The sequence below is a fragment of the Jeotgalibacillus sp. ET6 genome, from assembly GCF_029667115.1.
Lineage (GTDB): Bacteria > Bacillota > Bacilli > Bacillales > Jeotgalibacillaceae > Jeotgalibacillus.
In genome coordinates this window covers 248884-270566 of sequence record NZ_JARUIU010000004.1, presented here as the reverse complement: position 1 = coordinate 270566, position 21683 = coordinate 248884, and the positions used below count along the sequence as shown (strand labels likewise).

The following is a 21683-nucleotide window of genomic DNA, read 5'->3' as shown; positions in this document are numbered from 1 at the left end:
CGTTTTTAAGGAGCCACTTCCATTTGTCTTTTCAGCAGATGGCTGAACACTTTGCTTTTTTCCTGAGAAAGCTGGTTGAAGCCCCCCTGCTGGATCACTTTCCCGTCTTCAAGCACGACGACCTGATCAGAATTTCGAATGGTAGACAGACGATGGGCAATGACTAAAATCGTCATTTTTCCTTTTAACCGTTCAAGGGCTTCCTGAATACGGGCCTCGCTTTCGCTGTCCAGTGCACTGGTGGCTTCATCCAGAACTAAAATAGACGGCTTTCGCAAAATGGCTCTCGCAATAACAAGACGCTGTCTTTCTCCTCCTGAAAGCTTGATCCCTCTATCGCCAATCAACGTATCTAGTTTATTCGGCAATCTTTTGACAAACTGATCGGCACAGGCAAAGGATAGAGCTTCCCAAAGATCCTCATCTGAAGCATCCGGTTTTACAAGAAGCAGATTTTCTCTGATTGTTGTATTAAACAGAAATGGATCCTGCGGAACATATGAGATAGCTTGTCTTAGCGATAGCAGGTTATCCTTTGTTAACTCCACTCCATCAATAAGCAGCTGACCGGATTCGGGCTTATTTAACCCCATAATTAAATCGATAAGCGTACTTTTTCCTGCACCTGATCTTCCGACAAAGGCTGTCATTTTAAAGGAAGGCAGAACAAGATTTATATTTTCTAATGTGTTTTTCGGCTCTTGCTGGTTATACCGGAAAAACACATTGCGGCATTCGATTTGATGAGCAAATGAAATCGGCTCTGCATCATTTTGGTGCAGGCTGAATTCCTGTGCACCCTTGCATTCATGCTGCAGCGCTTTCACAGCTTTAAAGGAAGGAAGGACGGTAGCAATTTGTTCAAGTGAAGCCTGAATTCCGGCAACACGGGGCCATAGACGTGAAAAGATAATCACGATTAGTCCCAATTGAGCCGCCTGAGCGTTAAATAATCGGATGGACAGATAAACAAAAACGGCAATTAAAACAGCTGATGCCATTTTATAATACAGCTGCGAGGTTGTTTTTAGTTTTAAGTATTCAATCTGTTCATTTTGCATTCCTTTCGTGATTCCTGTATACCAATCCATCCGGGAATGTTCGAGCGTGTTGCTTTTAATATCTTTAATTCCATTCATCTGGTCTGTAATTCCGCCAATGTATTCCTTGGTTAATAGAAAATTTCTTTTCCCAAGCGCAAGTGACCGCTTTAAAAAACGGCGATTAAAATAAATGAGGACAAGTCCGCAAAGCATGACAAAGATCGTGATGGACGGAGCCAGTAGAAAGGCGAGTCCAACTTGAATGGCGGTTGTAATGATAGAAGACATAAACTGCAGTACAGAATGTGTTCCGCCATTTGCTTTTGAGATTTCTGTAGTAAGGATATTGATAATGTCCGACTTTCTTTTTTGGATAAAAAAACTCCAGTTTGAGAAGAGAAGATTCCGGTACGTTTCCATACGTAAATGACGTAAAAATCCGTGCTGAATCGTTGCATTGCGAATTGTAACCGTCCGGTGCATTAAATTTTGCCCTGCAGCCAGCAGAACAAAAACACCAAGCACCAGAGGAAGACCGATGGATGGAGGAATGTCACGTAAAAAAGAAAATAGGCCGATCAATGGGATGCCTTCTATATTTATATCAATAATGCCGCTTAACGAAATCATCGGTATGAGCAGTAAAATCGCCGCTCCCTCCAGCAATCCAATGACAATCATCGCTGCAAGGTTTACATAGAGCACGTTTCCTGAATACGAATGGATTTGCTTTAAAAAAAAGAGAATATCCTTCATTTAAATCCTCCTAAGGCATTGCATGTTTACTTCTTTTTCTCCACATGACTAACAGCGGCCGAAGAGGAAAATAAAGAAAGTGAAGCTGCTGCGGCAGTGGCAGTGTTTTGGCATCCTCTGCATACGGGTGCAGCGTACTCAAAAAATACAAGCTTTTTTGATGGGGAGACATAAGCGTAAATAAATGCTTTTGATGATAGGTGGATACGTCTTCAGGGACCGGATCTGTATGCAAATTAATCATGGATTCCAAATAAAACATCGCATCCTGTGCAAGCTTCTGAGACCGCTGAGTTGAAGCGAGGCATTCAGCAGCGGAGGTACACTCAGCCTGTAAAAGCTGCTGGGCCAATACGATGCTTTGTCCTGCTATATGCTCGATATAATTTTTCTTTAACAGGGTGGATAGAAGCTGCCAGTCCATCTCCTGTTTCATGAGCTGTTTTATGTCCATCAGCCAGCGGAGTCTGGACCACCCGTGACGTGCGCCGTGTGACGCAAGAAACAAAAAGAGGTCTTCGTTTCCTAGCATATAAACAGAAGAATGAGGAAGCGCTGACTTGACTCTGCGGCTCCAAAGCTCATTAAACCCTGGCTCTTTACCTGGCCCGGGACTGAGTCGCCAGTGAACTTCAACTTTTGTTTTTTTCACAGGGTGAGAGTAGGTCATATGATGGTGGCGCCATCTCCAGTCATTCAGGACGGAATGAATATAATCATCTTTTTGATAGCCCTCTTTTACCAGCAATGCCTCTGCTTTTTCAATATCCTTCATGGGAATGAGAATATCAAGATCATTGGAGGTGCGCAAAGACAAATCACCGTAGAGCTTGTGAGCCAGTACAGGTCCCTTCAGACAAAGAGTCGGAATGGATTCTTTGGAAAACAGCTGATGAACCTTCTCCATTTCTGCGCTTAAATATAGCATCGTCAGTGTGTTCCGTTTAAACTCAGAAGTGAGCACCGATTTTACGTGCTCAGGAATCTCGTTTGACTGACTGATTCTTGGCAATAGAGCTGGGTAGATCCGATGGTGGAAGGCCTGGGTAATAAATAGATTCCAATCTATTTTCTTCACTAACTCTTTATTAATCTGGGCAGTTTCAGGATCTTGTGTGATCAGATCAAGCAATAAGAGAACTTCATTTGACAGACTGGACTGGTTGAGTTTAAATGTCTGGTTCATCTTCATTCTCCTGCCTTTTGACGGGAATCCTCTTGGCAAACTTCCCGACAACTGTATATTTGTCCATTCCTTCAGATCCCGTAATGTAATACGGTCCGCTCCTTAGCCAGGCATGTGCCGCAAGCTTACCGTGTTCGTCCCTTCCTGTTCCTAAATACAGCGTACTTTCTATTTTCCTTTTTTCAAGCATCCTCATCGCAGCGATTGCCTTAACCAGACACTGACTTTCCCAAAATGTATATTTGCTCATAAGGTTAACAGACTGCGAAACGCTTGCCAGCACCCGTTTGCTTTCCGGTTCAGGTTCAAAAGACGTTTCCTTCATATGTTCACCAAGTGTTGGGGCAATCTCGGAAAATGGCTTTATCTTTGCGATTCTGGCTTTAGCAAGATGAACATACGTTTCAATAAGAAGCCCCTTAACTTCTTTATTTAACGAGAAAAAAGCCTTAACTTTATTCATAAGACTTCCTCCCTTTTTAAACTCACCTGTCCATGTACTCATTTCGCGTCCGTAATGGCAACTAGATTTTCTTTCGCTAATTGATCAAGAAAACTCATGACCTGCTGCTCACATTCAAAAGCATCCACCTCGTACTCTTCCATCAGCCCATCAATCAGAGAGGATATACTCATAGGCTGTTCGATTTTCTCCCATATCGCTCCGCCAATTTCACCCAAATTATAATATTTTCCATTTTCAATACTCAGCATGACAATTTCTCCATCCATATTGCTGACGACATTCCCGGGCTGCTGTGCGACAGTCTGCTCCTTACTTAACGCTTGTGTATCGTTCATACGTGCACCGACTCCTTTTGAATAGTGGATAGGATTAAATCTGCCAATTCATTGGCTGTAAACGACTGAACTGGTCTTTTAAGCTGATATAGGGAAAGCTGATTAAGCATTCTTGCTGAAAGGGTAAAATGCCATTGGACGAGGCCAAGCCGTTCTATAAAAGATTTACGGTACGTGTGGGCAAATAGCAGCTGGAACCGGTGAAGATTATGAATGGGCTGAAGATCAATCCTGTCTTCTTCTGTTTTCATCAGCTCAATCACACCTGCAAGCGGCAATCTCTCATTTAAAAACTGTTCAGTCACAGGAACAGCAAATTTCGTTTCCCGTTGAATAATGGGACGCAGATGGCCAGAATCCATTCCAAACTGCTCCAGACTTTCAATCCATAGCTTTTGCTGCGGATAGGCAGGCGTTACCATCGGAATTCCCTGCTCAGTCAAGGTGACAGGAATCACATCATCACTTAACAGCTTATATCCTCTGCGAAGAAAAGCTGCAGCGAGTGTTGATTTCCCCGCCCCTGAATCTCCAACAATCGCATAAACCTTCCCATCGATTGCCACTGCACTGCCGTGAAGAGGCAGAATTTTACGCTGCATTAAAATCGATCCCATACATGTTCCAAGAAGGTAAAGACATACTTGATCATGCTTAGAGTCATGAAAAGCATCCACATAAATATGCGTCCCTTTTTCAATCAGAAAAATGGCTGTATCTTCTATTTCAAACATGACAAAATCTTCTTTTATATAAAAATACTTTTGATCGGCCGGACGATTCTCCCAGTAGGTCCTGAGTGCCTTTCGGGCAATATAAACATCTGTTTGAGGCATCGTTGCAGCAGGAAGTTCCTGGATCTCCATTTCACTTGAAATAGACAACCCAAACGCTTGATAGCGATAAAAAGCGGTACGCTCTTCCATAATTTGTCCTCCAGTAGTGTATGGTTAGATAAGGATTAAAGAACTAGATCAACTGTAATACAAGGCCCCTGTAAGGATTCCTACAGAGGCTATGTATTCAATAAATACGAATACGAGTTCGGGATTAGCTGAAAGTTAGATCGCCACGAGGTGTGCCATCTGGAAAATCATTATCCAAAAAATCTCCATCTTCTCCAAGCATCGTCATTTGAACTGTCAGCAATTCAACTTCTGGCTTTTTCCATTCCTTTTTCATTATTTCACCCCCTTTCAATTAAATGTTTTAAGAAAGCGGTACAGAATGAGATTTCGCATAATTAGCCGATAGTCTGGATCAAGCCCCTTTTTGACATTGGGACCTTGTTGAAGTGTTTTGAAGGCTTGCTGTAATGGGGCAGGCTGTACATATTCTGTGAAGAATTGGTCACTCAGCATCCGTTTCGATTCTTCTACTAGCTGGTTCCAGTGTGGAGCAGCCCGGTGTACCCAATCGAGTCCCTGCGCACCTCTGACACGCTGATTGAGTCTAATATCGTCCGGCAAATAGCCTTTCATAGATCTTCTTATCAACGCCCGATCCATTCCTTTTTGCACAAATTGATGGTCTGGAACAGATAAGCAAAACTGAACAACACGACTATCATTTGTCGGATCTCTTTTCCATAATCCATGCTTGATAGAAAGCTTTGCCGTGAGGGTATTTCCGTAGTTCCAGGGATATAAATCATTCAGCAATTTTTTTCTGGATTTGGATGGCGTTCCAGGTGCCAGCCAGCCAGTTTGAGCAAATTGATGCGTCTTTAACTTTTCCTGAATTTGCATCCTCCCTGCAAACTCGTGGTTAATGACTGAATGGTTAACCGGTTTATTTCTAGTTTCCAGATAAAAATTCATTTTTGGATAAGCGAGCTTTGAGATCAAAGGAAGCAGACCCAATCTTTTTCCCTTCATAATGGAGCTGTAATGGTTAAGCTCTTGGTAGAGGCGCGGCCATCTCAGCGTTCGTAAAAGCTGTCCATAATAATCCAGCGCTGAACCCCAGGAGATGGTAAAATTTCCGCGGTCGCCATTTAATAAAATGCCAATGTCATGTTTAGAAGCTTCTTCAAACATTCCCTGAAGCCAAAAGGAATTTTCAAAAAATTTATAAGGCATCTCCATATCCTCTAACATCTCATTAATGATTGAAAAGGAATCCTTGCCTTCAAAGTCCAAAAAATGGTGCTTCTTTCCTCCAATGAACGACAAAGTAGAATTGATTGATGGACTTTCATTTGGCTGCATATGCCCTTTCGTATAATCCTCAAAATCTTTTGGAGGAATGTAGCTGAATGTATAAAGATCTTTATTGGACTGGCGTAATTTTTTTGCCGCTATACTCGCCACCGAGCCGGAATCAAGTCCTCCGCTTAGCTGTGAACCAACATTGCGGTGGGTCCTCAGACGGTCATTAACAGCTCTTGTAAACACTTCCGTAAAGGCTTCAATATACTCTCCATCTGATTTTAAATTCAATTGTTCGGTGCTATACAGGCTGCCATACCGTTGAATAGAAACGGCACCATTCTCTATTTCTATTGAATGGGAAGGAGGCACCTGATTAATGGATTGATAGGGAGTGGAAGCTGCATCCAATGTATCAATCATCCCTGTAATCGCCAGGTACTCGGCCAGCCAGGACTCATTTAGTTTCCTATCGATAAAGGGCAAGGAAAAAAACGGCTTAAGAAGTGTACAAAAGACAAAACATGAATCATTTTTCAGATAGTACAACGTTCGATAACCGGACAAATCTCTCGCCCCAAAAGCTTTTTGCTTTTTCTCATCCCAGATCATAAAAGCGAAATCACCTATCAGATGCTTCGGACAGTCACGTCCCCACTTGTCATAAGCGAGAAGGATCAGCTGACAGTCAGATATCTGCTTGCGATCATATTTCTTCACCCCAAGCCTCTCACAAAGTTCCTTTCGATTATCGAGAATTGCATCTGCTGTAATAACCATCTGTAAATCATAATCGTAAAAAGGCTGTTTCTCCCCAATCGATTCAGGAGTAACCCATTGCGCGTGACACCCGATAAAAACATTGTCTTTTAAAAATACCTGTCGATCGTCAGAAGGAAAATGAGCTAGTGCTGCCATCATCGTCTTCCCGTATTCGGGATTGACCGGCTCATGCCTATCAAAATTAAGAACTCCAGCAATCGCGCTCATAGATTCTCCTCCAAACTCATTGTTCTTTTTAAAGAACGTTTAATCGAAAAAAAATTGGTATTACATTAGAGTGTTAAGACAACTAATTATGTTCTTAATAAAGAACTTTATACTTATATTTTACATTTATTTCTCTACAAGTCAACTGAATAATTAACTTAATAGTTTTTTATTTGGATGACGTTTGTTCGTCGTTTATAGAAGTTGTCTTTTAATAAATTAACAACATTTTTCAAGTATAAAAACTCTTCTGATTTTCTAAACACTAGAAAAAACACTAAATTTGGAAGAGTTAAAGCTACAGCTAATTTGTAAAACAAATTTATTAATTGGTCTGATTCAACTAAGTTGCTAACCCAAACTGTTAGAATACCAGAACAAACTACAGTGAGAGTAAAAACAGCATATCTAAGAAAATATTCTTTAGATGAACGACTAAAGGAATATTTAAAAATTACATATGGATCATACCAAAAATATACACACAGTCTGCTAATTATTGTACCTATAAAAACCCCCATTATTCCGATCATCTGTACGAGAATAATCGACATAATTATATTGATACCTGCAGCATAGAGTGGTCGATATCTCCCTTTTTTAAACAAGCCTGTAGTTTCTCTAAATGTAGTAGAAGCATTTTGCATCCCCGTAGTATAAAAATTCAAAATAATAGTAAATACAATGGGAATACTCAGTAAGTACTCGTCTCCGATCCAGAGTGTAATAAATGGATTTACTAAAATAAAAAGAGATATTGAACAAACCCCGTATATCCAAAAATTCGAAAAATTAATTACCCGAAATATTAAATAGTTTTTGTCCCTACTTTCACTTACATTGAGGTTTCCTACACTAGCAGTTATGGAGTAAAAAAGATATCCTAGTAATGAAGATACGGTAGAGATAATTAACAAATAATTAGAATATATACCTACCCAAATGATACCTGCAAAAACTGAAATAATAATATTATCTGATCCATTGATTACCACTCCACTAATTTTGTATAAGAAGAGTGAATAGAGATTTTCGAAAAAAGTTTTTCTCTCATCTTTAGTTAAAGCTGCTTTAGGATTCTCTTTCAAATAAGAGTACATACTATCGGCTCTTTTAGATATATATATGTTTTCTACAATTTTAAAAACCAATTGAGTAACTAAAACCCAAACATAAATTCCAATAGTTAATAAAACTATTATTAGAAATATATTGGACAAAAGCACAAAAAAAGTGTGTATTTTAGATATAATATGATTTCTCTGATCTGCAATGATAATTGCTTGTTTATAAATAAAAAAATAAGAAACAACAGACTGCATGAGAAATAAAATATAAATCAAATGAAGATTATCAACCGGTATTTTTCCATTTATTAAGTACGGTAGAAAAGGTATTAACATAAGACCAATCACCAGGACTGCAAATCCAATAATTCTATACGCTTTTTTGTATAAATTCATTAATGCCTGAACTTTGTAAGTATCTTTTTCAGCAAGCGGTTTGTATAAGCTGTATATCATTGCTGTATCAAAACCTAAATTCGCTAAAGACAACATCAATAATATACTCGTAAATAATCCATCTATCCCTAAGTATTCCACTCCTAAGGTGTAAATGAAAACTGTACGTACTACTAAACCCATTAGTATACTTATGAGCTGACTGGAAACCCCAAATACCATATTATTTATAGAGTTTTGAATTCTCATTTAGATTCGCCTTCTAATTAGGTATTTTGTACAAAAATATTAGTTAACTTAGTATAAATTCTTCTTTTTATTATTGGGATAAATTTTGTTATTCTGTATTTAATTAAAGACTTTTTCCGTTCTAAAGCAAAATCATAATTCAAAAACCATTCCAAAAGATCTTGATATTGGATGTTTTCACGGTTCTCTCTCATTTTATATTTTGCTAAATTCCATTGCATGATTTTAGACCCATTAAAGTACTTAACGTTTTCTTCCAAGAATACCTTTATGTGTGTAGACAGATTAGTTGATGTAACAAAACCAAATTTTTCTGGATTTTCCCCTTCTCCTATAATCCCTACCATTGTCCTTATACACTTCTCACAATTACAGCAATTATTTTCTTTTAAAAAGCATACACGTAATTTTTCATATTCATTATTTTTTTTACAATAGTTGACTAGAACGCCAACTTTATCTTGTCTATTTAATTCATATCCATCATGAAATACTCTGCCTGAAGCAAACCTTATTTGATTATCCACCGTTGGATCAGAGGCGCATTTTGCTTTAAATCCTTCAAAAAACGAACTGGCTATATAAACGCATTCTACCTTCAATAAAAATGCGCTTGGAATGGCTGCTGATATAATCGCTAAGCTGTGGTGGAGCCCATGCCACCAGGAATCTCCTAATTTTTTCGCAAAATCACGATCTATAATTGAAGCATTTAAGAATGTCCCATAATTAGATTCGATTAACATGTTACTTAATTTTTTTCTCTTCCCAAATTCAGTAACGTGAAGCATATCTTGAATCCAAACTTCACTATTTTCAATATGGTCTTTATGCCAACCAAACTCTGTTATTAAAATTGGTTTTTTTTCTCTAATCCTTACAAAAGTAGCTAACGCGTCTAAACCTCCACTAAATAATTGAGCAGCTTCATGATCTGGTGTATATGAATTTTCTATAATACTTGAAACTGAGATTTCTCCGCCCAATTTTACTTCTGGAAACATATCTTGATATGCTTCTTTTAATTTTGGCAAACAATCATAAAAAGCACGATCTAATTCAGGAACAATAATTTTCGAATTAGTTAACCACACCAATGGAATAATGTTTGCTATAAAAGGGATCGTTAGTATACTTGTAGGAACCTCCTCTATATCAAGATTATATTTAAAGAATAGATGTTTACTCTTCTTAAAGTATTTTTGAATTCCTCCTTTTACATTAAAATAAAAATCCACTCTCTTTTGATTAGTAACCAATTTTTCTAATACGACTTCCTTACTCATCCAATTACCCTCGCAGATAAATCGGTTCTTAATATATCTTCATTTGTAAATTGAGAAACCCAAGTATTAATACTTTCGAAATCAAGATTTACGTTAGTTACAACATTCGAGTTAATCATGGCGTCCAGATTTTTTATATTTTCTCTTTTAATTTGGTTCAAGTTATAGGTTGCACTCATGCCCCTTGCTCTTTCATCTATTTCTATAATAATAGATCTTTTCTTATGTCTCATCGCAAATATACCTCCATGGAGCCTAGTGCCTATATAATCAATATCCATTGCCAACACGTTTTCAAAAGCTTCTAACGTCGGTGAAACTATTTTGATTTTTCTAATGTTGCGTAAGGAATTGAAATAAGATAAATCTTCTTTGTCCTGAACCCAAAAGTAAACGATTTCATAATTATTATTCAGTGTATCAATTAATAGCTGATCATTTATTAAATCTTTTGTATGATGAGTGAGCGTAAATACAACCGATTTCGCCTTATTAGTTGGGATCTTGCTGCAGAAATCAGGAGTTAATGTCCATAACGTTGCACACCCAGTATTTATCGCTTTGAATCCCATACTTTGCATAATCTCTTTTGTTCGCTCATCTCTAACACTGTGGACGAATTCATTCGATAGGAGCTTTTTATAGAGCATTTTTGTATAACCATTTACTTTGTTTCCTTTACCTGCCCCTACCCCCAATAATATGCTTCCCTTTAATGGTCTATAGTTAAAAATATTAATATTCCATTGAGGAAAATGCGTCAGCATATCCATAGTTAAAAGGTTTGAACCCCCTACAAATTTATATTTTGCTTCACTATATATTTTCACCCTATTTGAATTTCTGGCTACTTGATACCAATGAAAAGGGGAAACGTGTGTAGGAAGTGTTAATAGATAATCATCTTGTACTATTTTTGATAAATGATATCTAACACATTTCATTATAATATCGTCTCCTTTATTAAGGGAGCCTACTGAAGTATCAAGAAGTAGAACATTGTCCATTTAAAAGCCTCCTGTTTGTTTAATCATGCTTAGATTAATTTATAGAAAGTCTCCATTTCCCTTTTTACAGAAAAATCTGTTTTCAAGCAGAAAGACTTTAATTTTTTTCTAATTTCTCTGTTCTTATATAATTGTTCAATTCCTCCTGCAATACCTTCTACAGTACCTTCACAAATTAATCCATTCCGTCCATCTTGTACTTGGGATTTTGAAGTAGGATAGTCAGTAATTAATACTGGTTTTGATAGGATTTGTGCTTCAGTAACAGTTATCGCTTTACCTTCGTATCTAGAAGGCTGCACATATATATCTGCCTCTTTTACATAGGGATATGGATTAACTTGCTTTCCTATCAAAATAAAATCTTTTTCTAAACCATTATCTTTTATTAATTTTTTTAATTTAAGATCATCTCCTCCATATCCCACGACGTACCAAGCAATATCTGAATAACCGCGATTCTTAATTTCTTTTAACGCTTTAATCCCATTATCAATTCCTTTGGCATGAGATAACCTTGCTACAGTAACAATTTTGAAACGGTTATCATCTATAATTGAATGAGTTATTTTTTCTTTAGCTTGAGAACGTATAAACTCAGGAGAATTCAAATTTTCTATTACTACAACTTTTTTATAGAGAGAAGGATACTTTGAAAGAAATGCCTTTTTACATTCAGTTGAGACCGCAATAATGCTTTGGTAGCAATCCCAAATTTTTAAATCTTCTATCTCGTCGGTATCCACCGTAGAATAATCGGTATGAATCCAGGCGATTTTCTTTTTGGCTTTCACCTTTTTTGCTACGAAGTCGTGTGGCCATAAGTAACTGATTGCAGCATCATACTCTTTCTCTACTTTTGGTAAAAAAGGAATCGAGTATTTCCACATATATTGCATTTGCTTATACCCCTTCTCTAAAGATGAGCCTCGATTAGCTTTTACTTTAGCAAAAGTTCTGGCAAACGTTATGGGTAAATTCCCTGCTAATAGTGTCTCTTTGATAGACATTCTAAACGTTTTATACGTTTTATTCTCTTTTAATAATGTGGGTTGAGTCGGGAGCAACGTCAAAAAATCTCCTGTATGACTGTATAACAGTAGATCAACTTGATAAGAGCTGTAGTCAAAATTACTTAGTAAATTTATTAAACTTCTTTCCACTCCGCCAACTTCCATATCAAATGAGGTGATCAATATATTTTTCATGAGAACCTCCATTATGATTCTGATAAATCGATGAGAGTTTCTTCAATGAACAAGGTATCGTATAGTTTTTGTGAATAAACGCCTGTGTAATTTTTATTGCATCCGTTTGCTTATTTCCAGCAACGTTCAAGATCTGATTCGCCCAGGCATTTGGGGATTCTGTCAAAGCTGTTTTTGTAATTAAACCTAAATTCAAATCAGCTTCTTCCTGTATTGCATCCGAAACGACACATGGCAATCCTGTCGCTTGAGCTTCCAGAAGCACTAAACCCAGTCCCTCGTAAATTGAAGGGAAAACAAATACATCCATACAATGCAGCAAGGGGGCGACATCTGCAAGCAGGCCAGCAAAAATAATGTTTTTTTCAAGTCCCAATTCTTTTGCTTTTTGTTTAATTGTCCTTTTTTCTTCTCCCTCGCCAATCAATAAGAGCTTAGTGAGCGGCTCTTGTTTAACTAATTCACTAGTGATCTCCAGTAAAAACAGATGATTCTTTGGCTTAATAAATCTCCCTATATGGCCGACGACTAAATGATTTTCGATTTCATATTTTGTTTTAATTTGTTTTATTTTTTCATCAGCAGGAGGTTCTAAAAACGGATGAAAATCGATTGAGTTAGGAAAGTAAGAGTATTTGCTGGACTGTTCTGCTTTTTTGCCATATAAAAAATAGCCTGCATTTTGGCTGCATGCTAAGTAATGGGTGGAGCTGAGATGAATCAGTTGCCTCATACTATTTAAATACGTTTTTCTCACAAGGGATGCTTTGTTATCATCAGTAGTGTGAGCGTGTGCAATCCTCACTTTAACACCAGCAATCTTTGCTGCGGAATTTGCAATTCCACAATGAAACAAGGTGTGGGAATGAACGACATCATATGGGCCATATACTTTAATGGCGGCAACTAATTGTTTAATCGAAAGAGGGTTAGTCAAGCGAATTATTTTTCCTCCGTAGCTTTCAATTTCCTCGTCATAATGAGATTTTTCTGAGCTGTAAGACACAAAGTCAAATTGATATTTATTTTTGTCAATTTTTCTATACAGATTCATTAACATGGTTTCAGTCCCAGCTCGATTCATTGCTCCTGCTATTTGTAAGACTCTAATTGTTTTACTTCCCACTGAACCACACCCTTATCTGATGAGAAATAGTTATTTTACCTTTATCTTTTCTGTTGTTTTCTCCACTTCATAAATTCCAGCACCAATTGATATTCTTTCAGTTCATCTTCTGTCGTCACATTTTCCTTCAATTCATTCCAAAACTGATTGAATTTATAATCTTCCGATAGTCTGTCACTGGATGATTCGTCTAATAAAAATTTCAATTCCACTCCTAGTACAGATGATATTTTCTCCATAACATGAATGGATGGATTATGTTTTAGATTCCGTTCAATATTGCTAAGATAAGATTTTGATACCCCTGCTTTTTCAGCGAGCTCGGATAAGGTTAATCCTTTTTCTTTTCGTAGTTGTATGATATTTTTCCCAATCATCTTAAGTACCCCATTGTTTCTTATTTATAGGACAACCTGGTTTACCACAGCGTTTTGCAGCGCTTCTTTAAACTGTTCAATGACTCTCGTTTGATCATCTTCTGTTAGACTTGAGCCGGATGGCAAACAGATGCCGGTATCGAACAAATTGTCTGAAATGCTCTCCTCGATGCTATGAGGAAAATATTTATTTCCTTCAAAGAGCGGCTGCAGATGGAGCGGCTTCCATACTTGTCTTGCTTCTATATAATTCTTCTCCAAGTGTGTAAGAATCTGCTTAACGGACACGCTGGTTAGCTCCTCGTCAATCGTAAGAGTAGATAGCCACCGATTGGTTTTGGTTTGCTCAAGCTCCGGCATGAACGTAACTCCCGGCAAAGCTCCCAGCTCTTTTTGATAGCGATTGAAAATTTTTCTGCGTGCTGCTACCCTAAGCTCAAGTACTTGAAGCTGTGCAATCCCCAGGCCAGCTAGAATATTGCTCATTCGGTAGTTGTAGCCCATTTGGCTGTGCTGATAATGGGAGGCCTGATCTCTTGCCTGAGTGGCGAGAAATCGTGCACGTTCGATCGCTTCTTCATCGTCGGATACCAGCATTCCTCCCCCTGAGGTTGTAATAATTTTATTGCCGTTAAATGAGAACACTCCATACTTCCCAAAGCTTCCGCTTGGCTTTCCCTTAAAGGTGGAGCCGAATGATTCTGCCGCGTCCTCCACAATTGGGACCTCAAACCGGTCACAAATTTCGATGATTTCATCCATCTTGGCACTTTGCCCGTAAAGATTGACTACAATCACTGCTTTTGGAAGATTATTTTGTAAATAATATTCTTCCATTGCCCGCTCTAATGCCTGAGGTGACATATTCCATGTATCGGGTTCTGAATCAATGAAAACAGGTTCGGCTCCCTGATAAAGAATCGGATTGGCGCTTGCGACAAAGGTGAGAGAAGAACAAAAGACTTTATCCCCGGACTTGATGTCCAGAAGAGCCAATGATAAATGGATAGCGGCGGTTCCTGAAACCACTGCCACAGCTGCTTTCTTCCCTACAAATGATGCCACCTCCCGTTCAAAAGCATCTACATGAGGTCCAAGCGGCGCGATCCAATTTGTTTCAAAAGCTTCCTTGATTAGATCACGTTCGTTCCCGCTCATATGCGGCGGTGAAAGATATATTTTTGAATTCTTCAAATTACATGCCCCTTTCTACAAAATCCGCTCTCTGCTGTCGATTCTTTTTTTTATTTCGGCCGGACATCCTGCTGCCATCCTGTATGCGGGTATGGATTGTGTCACGACAGCCCCAGCTGCGATAACGGACCACTCTCCAATGCTGACTCCCGGAACGAGCGTCGCTCCCGCTGAAATCTGGGTGCCCTCACCTACTGTCACTGCGCCTGTCAGCGTGGAGCCGGGACATACATGCACGTATGGAGCTAGACAACAGTCATGCTCAACAAGGCTTCCTGAATTAACGATGGAATGAGCACCAATGACTGCACCCGCATTAATGACTGCTTTAGGCATCACCACTGTGCCATTTTCCACAACAGCCCGTTTGCTCACAAAAGAGGAAGGGTGAATCAATGTCGCGTACATCGATGCAGGCATTGCTAATCTTTCGACTATTTTTTTCCTTATCTTATTGCTCCCAATTGCAATGACCAGCTTTGAATCCTTTTGAATTACTTCACCCAGTGCATCAACCGGGCCGCGCAGAATTCCATCCTGCACAAAGCTGGTTGAATAACGGTCATCTAAAATCCCCAGAATAGAATAGGTACTGTCTGAATCAATCAGATCCTGAATGACGCTGCTGTGGCCGCCATCGCCTATTACAATCAACTTCTGATCAACCCGCATCTTTTGAGCCCGTGAATCTTTCTGCGGTAGCATGGTGACGTTGAGTCACCCCTTCTTTTTTAAACACTTTTTTCACTGTGATCAGCATGATTTTACTATCCAGCCAAAGGGATTGATGTTTGACGTACCAGACGTCCATAGAGAATTTCTCCTCCCACTCAATGGCATTTCTTCCGTTAATTTGTGCCCATCCGGTCACTCCCGGCCGAACATGGTGCCGTACAAGCTGTTCATTCGAATAAAGCGGCAGGTATTCCATTAGCAGCGGTCTTGGACCTACCAGACTCATAGACCCGTTTAGTACATTCAGCAGCTGCGGCAATTCGTCCAGACTATATTTCCGAACCCATTTTCCAGTAGGAGTCAGTCTTTCCTCATCAGAAAGAAGCTGACCTTTTGAATCAACTGCGTTTAACATCGTTCTGAATTTGATGACATCAAATGGTTTTCCATGCAATCCCGGACGCTGCTGGGTAAAAATAACCGGCCGGCCCATTTTCACTGCTATGATTGCCGCCACAACGAGCATGACCGGAGAAAACACTGCCAGCAGAATGAGGGATAACACGATATCCAGCAATCGCTTCATATGCATCCTGTCCTTACGTTAATTTGTTCGTTTCCAATGAGAGACTCCACTGTTCAGCATCCTGTATTCAATTTCTTTCACCATAGATTCCAGTGAGAGCGATGGATCCTGATTTCCTTTTTGCAAGCATGTGACCAGCAAATCCAAAAGCTGTTTTTCGGTCAGAATTGAATGGGTTGGCATTTGAAACGTCCTTTCGCCTGTTCTATGCGCCTGTTGCCTCTTTCACACCAGCTGTCTCTTCGACGCTTGCGTATCCTTCCGGGTTTTGCTGCTGCCATCTCCATATGTCCTCGCACATTTCATCTATTTCAATAGCGGCTGCCCAATTAAGCTCGTTTTTCGCTTTTGTAGCATCCGCGTAGCACACTGCCGAGTCTCCAGCGCGCCTGGTTCCAATCGTGTAAGGAATGGGTCTGCCGCATGCTCTTTGAAACGCTTCAACTACCTCAAGCACGCTGTAGCCTTTTCCGGTTCCCAGATTATAGGTTTCATATATAGGGGTATATGAAATTTTCTCAAGCGCTTTTAAATGCCCTTTCGCTAAATCCACTACATGAATGTAATCCCTGATTCCTGTACCGTCCTTCGTTTCATAATCGTCGCCATGAATTATGAGCTGATCTCTTCTTCCAATCGCAACCTGTGCAATATACGGCAGTAAATTATTTGGTATGCCCGATGGGTCTTCTCCGATGCGACCGCTTTTGTGTGCACCGATCGGATTAAAGTAGCGCAGCACAGCAATGCTCCATTTAGGGTCAGATTGAAACAAATCGTTCAGCATCTCTTCAATCATCTGCTTTGTACGACCATATGGGTTAGCTGCACCTATCTCCTCTTTTTCTGCAATAGGTATGTCCGCTTCTTTTCCATAAACCGTGGCTGAAGAACTGAAGACCAGTTTTTTGACATTAAAACGATCCATTGCTTCAAGCAATACCATCGTTCCCGCAAGGTTATTCTGATAGTACTTAAGAGGATTTTTCATCGATTCTCCTACTGCTTTGAACGCTGCAAAATGAATAACTGATTCGATCTCATTTTCAGAAAATAGCTCTTCAACCTGGCATTTGTCCTGCAGATCCAGCTGAACGACTCTGAACAATCTCCCTGTCAATTCCGCTGCCCTTTTAAGTGATTCTGGATGACTGTTGCTGAAATTATCTGCAACGATGATGTCGTAGCCTTTATTTAGAAGTTCAACACATGTATGACTGCCGATATAGCCTGCGCCGCCTGTTACTAAAATGGTCAACAGCAACTCCTCCTTCAGTAATCATCTTTTTCACATAAAAAATAACCTTGGCTTGGCCAAAGTCACGACATCCTGCGTTATAAGTACAAAAAATTGCTTTTGTATAAAATGTTCAGACTGACAACATTTTCGTAATAGTAAAAGGCAAGATACAAAACGAGTATCATAAAATAAATAAATTTTTCATCCTTTTCTCTAAATAGTTTCACGATCCAGGAAATAAGAATGAGCTGATATAAATTGAAATAGATTGAAAATCGTGCAAAGATCCAGCTCTGTGTAGAGACCACCATAAACACGACACTTAGCAGCGCCATATTTACAATGACGTCACTTTGAGGAAAAATAGTCTTAAGCTTTTCTCTGCCTAAGTAAGCGATTAAAAGCGGTACACCACTGACCAGTACACGGAGGGCATTGGCTCCTCCTTCATCAAAATCCTTATAGGCGGCATACTGGGTATCTTCAAGTGCTGTGAAGAGAATGGAAGTAAATTGTTCAAATCCAATAACAGCAGCAACTGACAGCAGGATGACTCCAATTGTTGCTTTTGACCAGGGTCTTGTACGGACAATAAAGTAGATCGGCAGCAGGACCAGTGCACTTTGGTGAATAAATGAAGCAAAGACTACAATAGTGGCATACCCTGCAAAATTCCCATTAATTAAAAATTTGGTTGCACAAAATGCCAGCGCAGCAGCCAATGTCTGCCTGATCCCGTTCATCGAAATAAGAAACAACCCTCCTGTGATATAAACAAAAAGGCTCACTTCAATCATTCTTGAATAACGGAATAAGACCATCACGATTAATACATTTGTAAATAAAGCGGTGGTGAAGATCATGACCTGAGGATCTCTTGAGATTTGCTGCAACACCATCTGCAGGAGACCAAATCCTATGTCTTTGTTGGCCATTACATAATCCAATGTAAAATGATTGTTCGTATAAATATTTACATAATTAAATGTATCGCCAATGTTTGATCGTAAACCGGATACAACAACCAGGATTAAGGCTGCCATGATGACTAACAGTTTGTTTGCATGAACCGGAATGGCTGCATTTGGATGTCCTGCTGGTATAGCTGCATATCGCGAAAAGAAAGCAAACATAAAAACGAGTAGAAGATTTATCCAAAGAATGGTCATTGTTTACCCTTCCTTTAACAACATTCACAAAGCTGCTGTGGATTTTGCCGAAATGTATAAATAAAGCAAGGCACCTAAAGGAATGGCTAAAAGTGTTAATACTGGATCAGGTGACTCTTTTAAAAAATCTTTATTTCTGCTCATCATGCTGCTTGATACGTAATGTATCGCTTGTCTGAACTTAAAAGCAGCACTTACAAAGGGCAGTTTCATTAATTCTTTACGATAAAAAGCAAATCCAAGAGGATTTTTAACATATTGGTTTAACATATTTCTCGAAGAACCATCCGGTAAATACTCTACCGTGCATATCACCTCATTCAGGATCAGCAGTTCAAAATCCTGATCAAGAAGATAATATTTATAGGCGAGTCCTACATATTTCTCTCCCTCAAACAGAGGATAAGGATGCCGCTTAGTAAGATCCGAGCGGTACACCAGTTTTTTATCTCCTTTTACGCCATGTCGAGCATATAAATTAAACAGGGTAGAGCGCTTCAAATGATAGGGCAGTGGAGTTCCGATTACCTTTCCATTTTTAAATGAATCTAAACCTACCAGACCGCTGACTTCGTCGCTCCCAAACTTTTCCCAACAACTAAGAATTTTTTCTACTGCGTCAGCGGGCATCCAATCATCGGAGTCGATGCAGACATTTAACTCTGTAGCAATTAAGTCATAGGCAGTATTATGAGCTCCATGCATGCCTTGATTTTCCTGAAAATAGTACCTAATCTCGATTTTTTCTTCTTTTATCCATTCATCTACCAACTCTTTAGTAGAATCAGTCGATCCATCATCAATAATCAGCCAGATAAAATCTTTATTCGTCTGGTTAGTTAAACTTTCATAGCATTGATTTAAACAATAAGCACGATTATAGGAAGGTGTAAAAATGGTTAAAGTCTTCACCCGCTCATCCCTCCCAGTTTTAAATAGGAGTTTTCAGTGATGCTGGCTGTGTTTTGTATATTGTACCCATGCATACTAATCAGCTTAGCTTGAGATTTTCTGATCTGCTTAGATTGACTGGTTGATAATAATGCGGCTGCCCATACCTTTGGATCCTCAATGGGATGTCTCCTAATTAACCCGCATCCCAAATCAACTTCTTGTGTAATATTATTGGAAATTACGCATGGTACACCAGAACACTGCGCTTCAATAAGCGTAACGGGCAAACCTTCATGCAGAGAAGGAAAAGCAAAAACATCAATGGCCTGCAGCAGCTGTGGAATATCGTTGCGAACACCAAGCAAGTGAACCCTATCCTCTATTCCCAGCAATTTTATTTTTTGTTCGATTTTAGATTGTAAGGTTCCAGTTCCTACTAATAACAGGTGTGCATCCGGATGGTTTTTAAGTGTTTCATGGAAAACATCCAACAAAAACAGATGATTTTTTTGTTTATTAAATCTTCCAATATGGCCAACTAAGAAAGATTCTTCTCTCAGTTGAAGAGACTTTCTAACCTCTTTTCTGTTTTCCAAAGAGAATTCAAAGCGCTCACTTTCTATTCCGTTTTTTATTATAGAATAGGTTTTTGAATGATGTGGAAATAGCCATGCTGCCGCTTTAGATGAACACGCGTAAAAGTCGGTTGCATATTTTGGGATATTTCTGCCTGCCAACCATTTATACATTCTAATTAAAGAGTTTCCTTCACTGCTTGTATTATGGCTATGCGCAATTCTAGCAGGAATTCCAGCCTCCGCTGCTGCTTTAAGGACAAGTCCACTCATTTTGTCCATATGTGAATGAACAATTTTGTAGTGCCTGTGATGATGAAAGAAATGATTCAATTTTTTTACATATGCAAAATGTCCTGACTGTGTGACATAAGGAATGCGGTAAACTATGCCTCCCATTGAACGGATCTCTTCATCAAATACTCCTTCGTAACAAGTTAGAAAATCAAACTGAATTTTTGAGCGGTCAACGTTTCGATATAAATTCATGATAAAGGTTTCTGCACCGCCGCGATTCATATTCACAACTGCATGCAGGACTCTTAATGGACCATCCATTTTGCGTCCTCCTTTTTTTCCATAAACAACTCATAAATCAATCTTTTTTCTCCCAGCACTTTATCTGTACTGTATGTGCTCATTACTAATTGTCTTCCATTAGCCCCGAGCTCTTCTCTTGCCTCCACTTGCTTCATGAGAAAGGTAAGTTTGCTGCAAAATGTGTGAATGTCACCGGGAGCAACTGTCCAGCCGGTTTTATCATTTTGAACGAGTTCCCTATGCCCCCGGTTTTCCACTGCTACCACCGGGAGACCGCATGCCATTGATTCCATTACATTTACCGGCAGACCTTCTCTGAAACTCGAAGCCACAGCTGCGTCACTCGCCTGTGTCCACGTTTGAATATTTTCCTGGAAACCTAAGAAACGGACATGTTCACGAATGCCCAGCTTCTCTGCCTGGGATTTACATGTTTCGAGCAGGGGCCCTTCTCCTGCCAGCAGCAGTTTAACATTTCCCCAATCCTGGTTTAAGACACTTAGCGCATGAAGCAGAAATTGCTGATTCTTATTTTGATTAAATTCAGCTGCATAAAATAATAAAAAATCATCAGGCTGATAGCCCAGTGATTTTTTCAGCTTTACCTTCTCACTTTTTTCAAGAGAGATAAATTTAGTTGTATCTACTCCTACTCCATGAACATGTTCAATATGAATCATGTAAAAACGTTCTTTTGCTAATCGATAATCTTCCTGATTAATTGTTATTAAACAATCTGTGTAGCGCAGCATGGATTTTTCTATTGGATAATAGATCAGCCAGTTCTTAAGGGGGGCCCCTTTATAAAAGTGAAATCCATGTGCAGTATAGATAATTTTCGTTCCTTTTTTACGTGAATCTTTAGCCGCCAGTCTGGTGAGAAGCCCTCCTACCGGAGTATGACAGTGAACGATATCGTACTTTTCCTCCTCTAAAATCCGCTTAAGCTTTACATAAGCTTCAATATTTTTCGGAGAGAAGGGGGAACGCTGAATTGGAATCGTATACTTGCGGTCAACTGCCGGCAAGGTGATTCCGCCGTTGGCTGCAACATGAACCTCCCAGCCCTGATCCTTAAACCACTGCATGTAAGGAAGATGAAACGCTTTAAAATGATAATCAACAGTAGCTGTGAAGAGTATTTTTCCACCCAAATCGATTCCCCCCT

At 39.2% G+C, this 21683-nt stretch carries 22 protein-coding genes; all 22 read right to left on the bottom strand.

The annotated features are described in order from the left end of the window. Nucleotides 1-5: 5 nt before the first annotated feature. Nucleotides 6-1799 (bottom strand): ABC transporter ATP-binding protein, encoded by a 1794-nt coding sequence (locus P6709_RS12785; protein ID WP_278241318.1) that lies wholly within the window; start codon nucleotides 1797-1799, stop codon nucleotides 6-8. A 10-nt stretch (nucleotides 1800-1809) separates the two neighbouring features. Continuing rightward, on the bottom strand, nucleotides 1810-2985 hold the full coding sequence (locus tag P6709_RS12780; protein ID WP_278241317.1) for a nucleotidyltransferase domain-containing protein: 1176 nt from the start codon (nucleotides 2983-2985) through the stop codon (nucleotides 1810-1812). Next, a complete protein-coding gene (locus P6709_RS12775; protein WP_278241316.1) occupies nucleotides 2969-3448 on the bottom strand; it encodes a lasso peptide biosynthesis B2 protein in 480 nt (159 codons plus the stop codon). Before P6709_RS12775 ends, P6709_RS12780 begins: the two co-directional genes overlap by 17 nt. A gap of 38 nt (nucleotides 3449-3486) precedes the next feature. Then, nucleotides 3487-3786, bottom strand: a complete 300-nt coding sequence (locus tag P6709_RS12770; protein ID WP_278241315.1) for a lasso peptide biosynthesis PqqD family chaperone — start codon at nucleotides 3784-3786, stop codon at nucleotides 3487-3489. Then, nucleotides 3783-4712: an aldolase gene (locus P6709_RS12765; RefSeq protein WP_278241314.1), complete on the bottom strand. Its 930-nt coding sequence runs from the start codon at nucleotides 4710-4712 to the stop codon at nucleotides 3783-3785. The genes P6709_RS12770 and P6709_RS12765 overlap by 4 nt, the downstream gene beginning before the upstream one ends. Nucleotides 4713-4836: 124 nt before the next feature. Continuing rightward, nucleotides 4837-4968: a paeninodin family lasso peptide gene (locus P6709_RS12760; protein WP_278241313.1), complete on the bottom strand. Its 132-nt coding sequence runs from the start codon at nucleotides 4966-4968 to the stop codon at nucleotides 4837-4839. 14 nt (nucleotides 4969-4982) lie between these two features. Then, nucleotides 4983-6926, bottom strand: a complete 1944-nt coding sequence (locus tag P6709_RS12755; protein WP_278241312.1) for an asparagine synthase-related protein — start codon at nucleotides 6924-6926, stop codon at nucleotides 4983-4985. Between the two features lie 158 nt (nucleotides 6927-7084). Continuing rightward, nucleotides 7085-8638, bottom strand: coding sequence for a lipopolysaccharide biosynthesis protein (locus tag P6709_RS12750; protein WP_278241311.1), 1554 nt, complete (start codon nucleotides 8636-8638; stop codon nucleotides 7085-7087). A 17-nt stretch (nucleotides 8639-8655) separates the two neighbouring features. Next, nucleotides 8656-9924 (bottom strand): peptidase, encoded by a 1269-nt coding sequence (locus tag P6709_RS12745; RefSeq protein ID WP_278241310.1) that lies wholly within the window; start codon nucleotides 9922-9924, stop codon nucleotides 8656-8658. Then, nucleotides 9921-10931, bottom strand: a complete 1011-nt coding sequence (locus tag P6709_RS12740) for a polysaccharide pyruvyl transferase family protein (protein ID WP_278241309.1) — start codon at nucleotides 10929-10931, stop codon at nucleotides 9921-9923. The genes P6709_RS12745 and P6709_RS12740 overlap by 4 nt, the downstream gene beginning before the upstream one ends. A gap of 29 nt (nucleotides 10932-10960) precedes the next feature. Next, nucleotides 10961-12139, bottom strand: a complete 1179-nt coding sequence (locus tag P6709_RS12735) for a glycosyltransferase (RefSeq protein WP_278241308.1) — start codon at nucleotides 12137-12139, stop codon at nucleotides 10961-10963. After that, on the bottom strand, nucleotides 12111-13265 hold the full coding sequence (locus tag P6709_RS12730; protein WP_278241307.1) for a glycosyltransferase family 1 protein: 1155 nt from the start codon (nucleotides 13263-13265) through the stop codon (nucleotides 12111-12113). Before P6709_RS12730 ends, P6709_RS12735 begins: the two co-directional genes overlap by 29 nt. 41 nt (nucleotides 13266-13306) lie before the next feature. Beyond that, complete coding sequence (locus P6709_RS12725; protein WP_278241306.1) at nucleotides 13307-13642, bottom strand: helix-turn-helix domain-containing protein; 336 nt, start codon at nucleotides 13640-13642, stop codon at nucleotides 13307-13309. A gap of 24 nt (nucleotides 13643-13666) precedes the next feature. Continuing rightward, nucleotides 13667-14800: a DegT/DnrJ/EryC1/StrS family aminotransferase gene (locus P6709_RS12720; RefSeq protein WP_278241496.1), complete on the bottom strand. Its 1134-nt coding sequence runs from the start codon at nucleotides 14798-14800 to the stop codon at nucleotides 13667-13669. A gap of 51 nt (nucleotides 14801-14851) precedes the next feature. After that, nucleotides 14852-15541 (bottom strand): acetyltransferase, encoded by a 690-nt coding sequence (locus tag P6709_RS12715; RefSeq protein ID WP_278241305.1) that lies wholly within the window; start codon nucleotides 15539-15541, stop codon nucleotides 14852-14854. Then, a complete protein-coding gene (locus P6709_RS12710; protein WP_278241304.1) occupies nucleotides 15498-16097 on the bottom strand; it encodes a sugar transferase in 600 nt (199 codons plus the stop codon). The genes P6709_RS12715 and P6709_RS12710 overlap by 44 nt, the downstream gene beginning before the upstream one ends. Before the next feature lie 18 nt (nucleotides 16098-16115). After that, nucleotides 16116-16280 carry a hypothetical protein gene (locus P6709_RS12705; RefSeq protein WP_278241303.1) on the bottom strand — a complete coding sequence of 55 codons (165 nt, stop codon included), beginning with the start codon at nucleotides 16278-16280 and terminating at the stop codon, nucleotides 16116-16118. 22 nt (nucleotides 16281-16302) lie between these two features. Then, on the bottom strand, nucleotides 16303-17355 hold the full coding sequence (galE, locus tag P6709_RS12700) for a UDP-glucose 4-epimerase GalE (RefSeq protein WP_278241302.1): 1053 nt from the start codon (nucleotides 17353-17355) through the stop codon (nucleotides 16303-16305). Nucleotides 17356-17432: 77 nt separating this feature from the next. Beyond that, on the bottom strand, nucleotides 17433-18506 hold the full coding sequence (locus P6709_RS12695; protein WP_278241301.1) for an EpsG family protein: 1074 nt from the start codon (nucleotides 18504-18506) through the stop codon (nucleotides 17433-17435). A gap of 24 nt (nucleotides 18507-18530) precedes the next feature. Next, nucleotides 18531-19418 (bottom strand): glycosyltransferase family 2 protein, encoded by an 888-nt coding sequence (locus tag P6709_RS12690; RefSeq protein WP_278241300.1) that lies wholly within the window; start codon nucleotides 19416-19418, stop codon nucleotides 18531-18533. Further along, nucleotides 19415-20533 (bottom strand): glycosyltransferase family 1 protein, encoded by a 1119-nt coding sequence (locus P6709_RS12685; protein ID WP_278241299.1) that lies wholly within the window; start codon nucleotides 20531-20533, stop codon nucleotides 19415-19417. Before P6709_RS12685 ends, P6709_RS12690 begins: the two co-directional genes overlap by 4 nt. Next, nucleotides 20518-21669 (bottom strand): glycosyltransferase family 4 protein, encoded by a 1152-nt coding sequence (locus tag P6709_RS12680; RefSeq protein ID WP_278241298.1) that lies wholly within the window; start codon nucleotides 21667-21669, stop codon nucleotides 20518-20520. The genes P6709_RS12685 and P6709_RS12680 overlap by 16 nt, the downstream gene beginning before the upstream one ends. Between the last annotated feature and the right edge of the window lie 14 nt (nucleotides 21670-21683).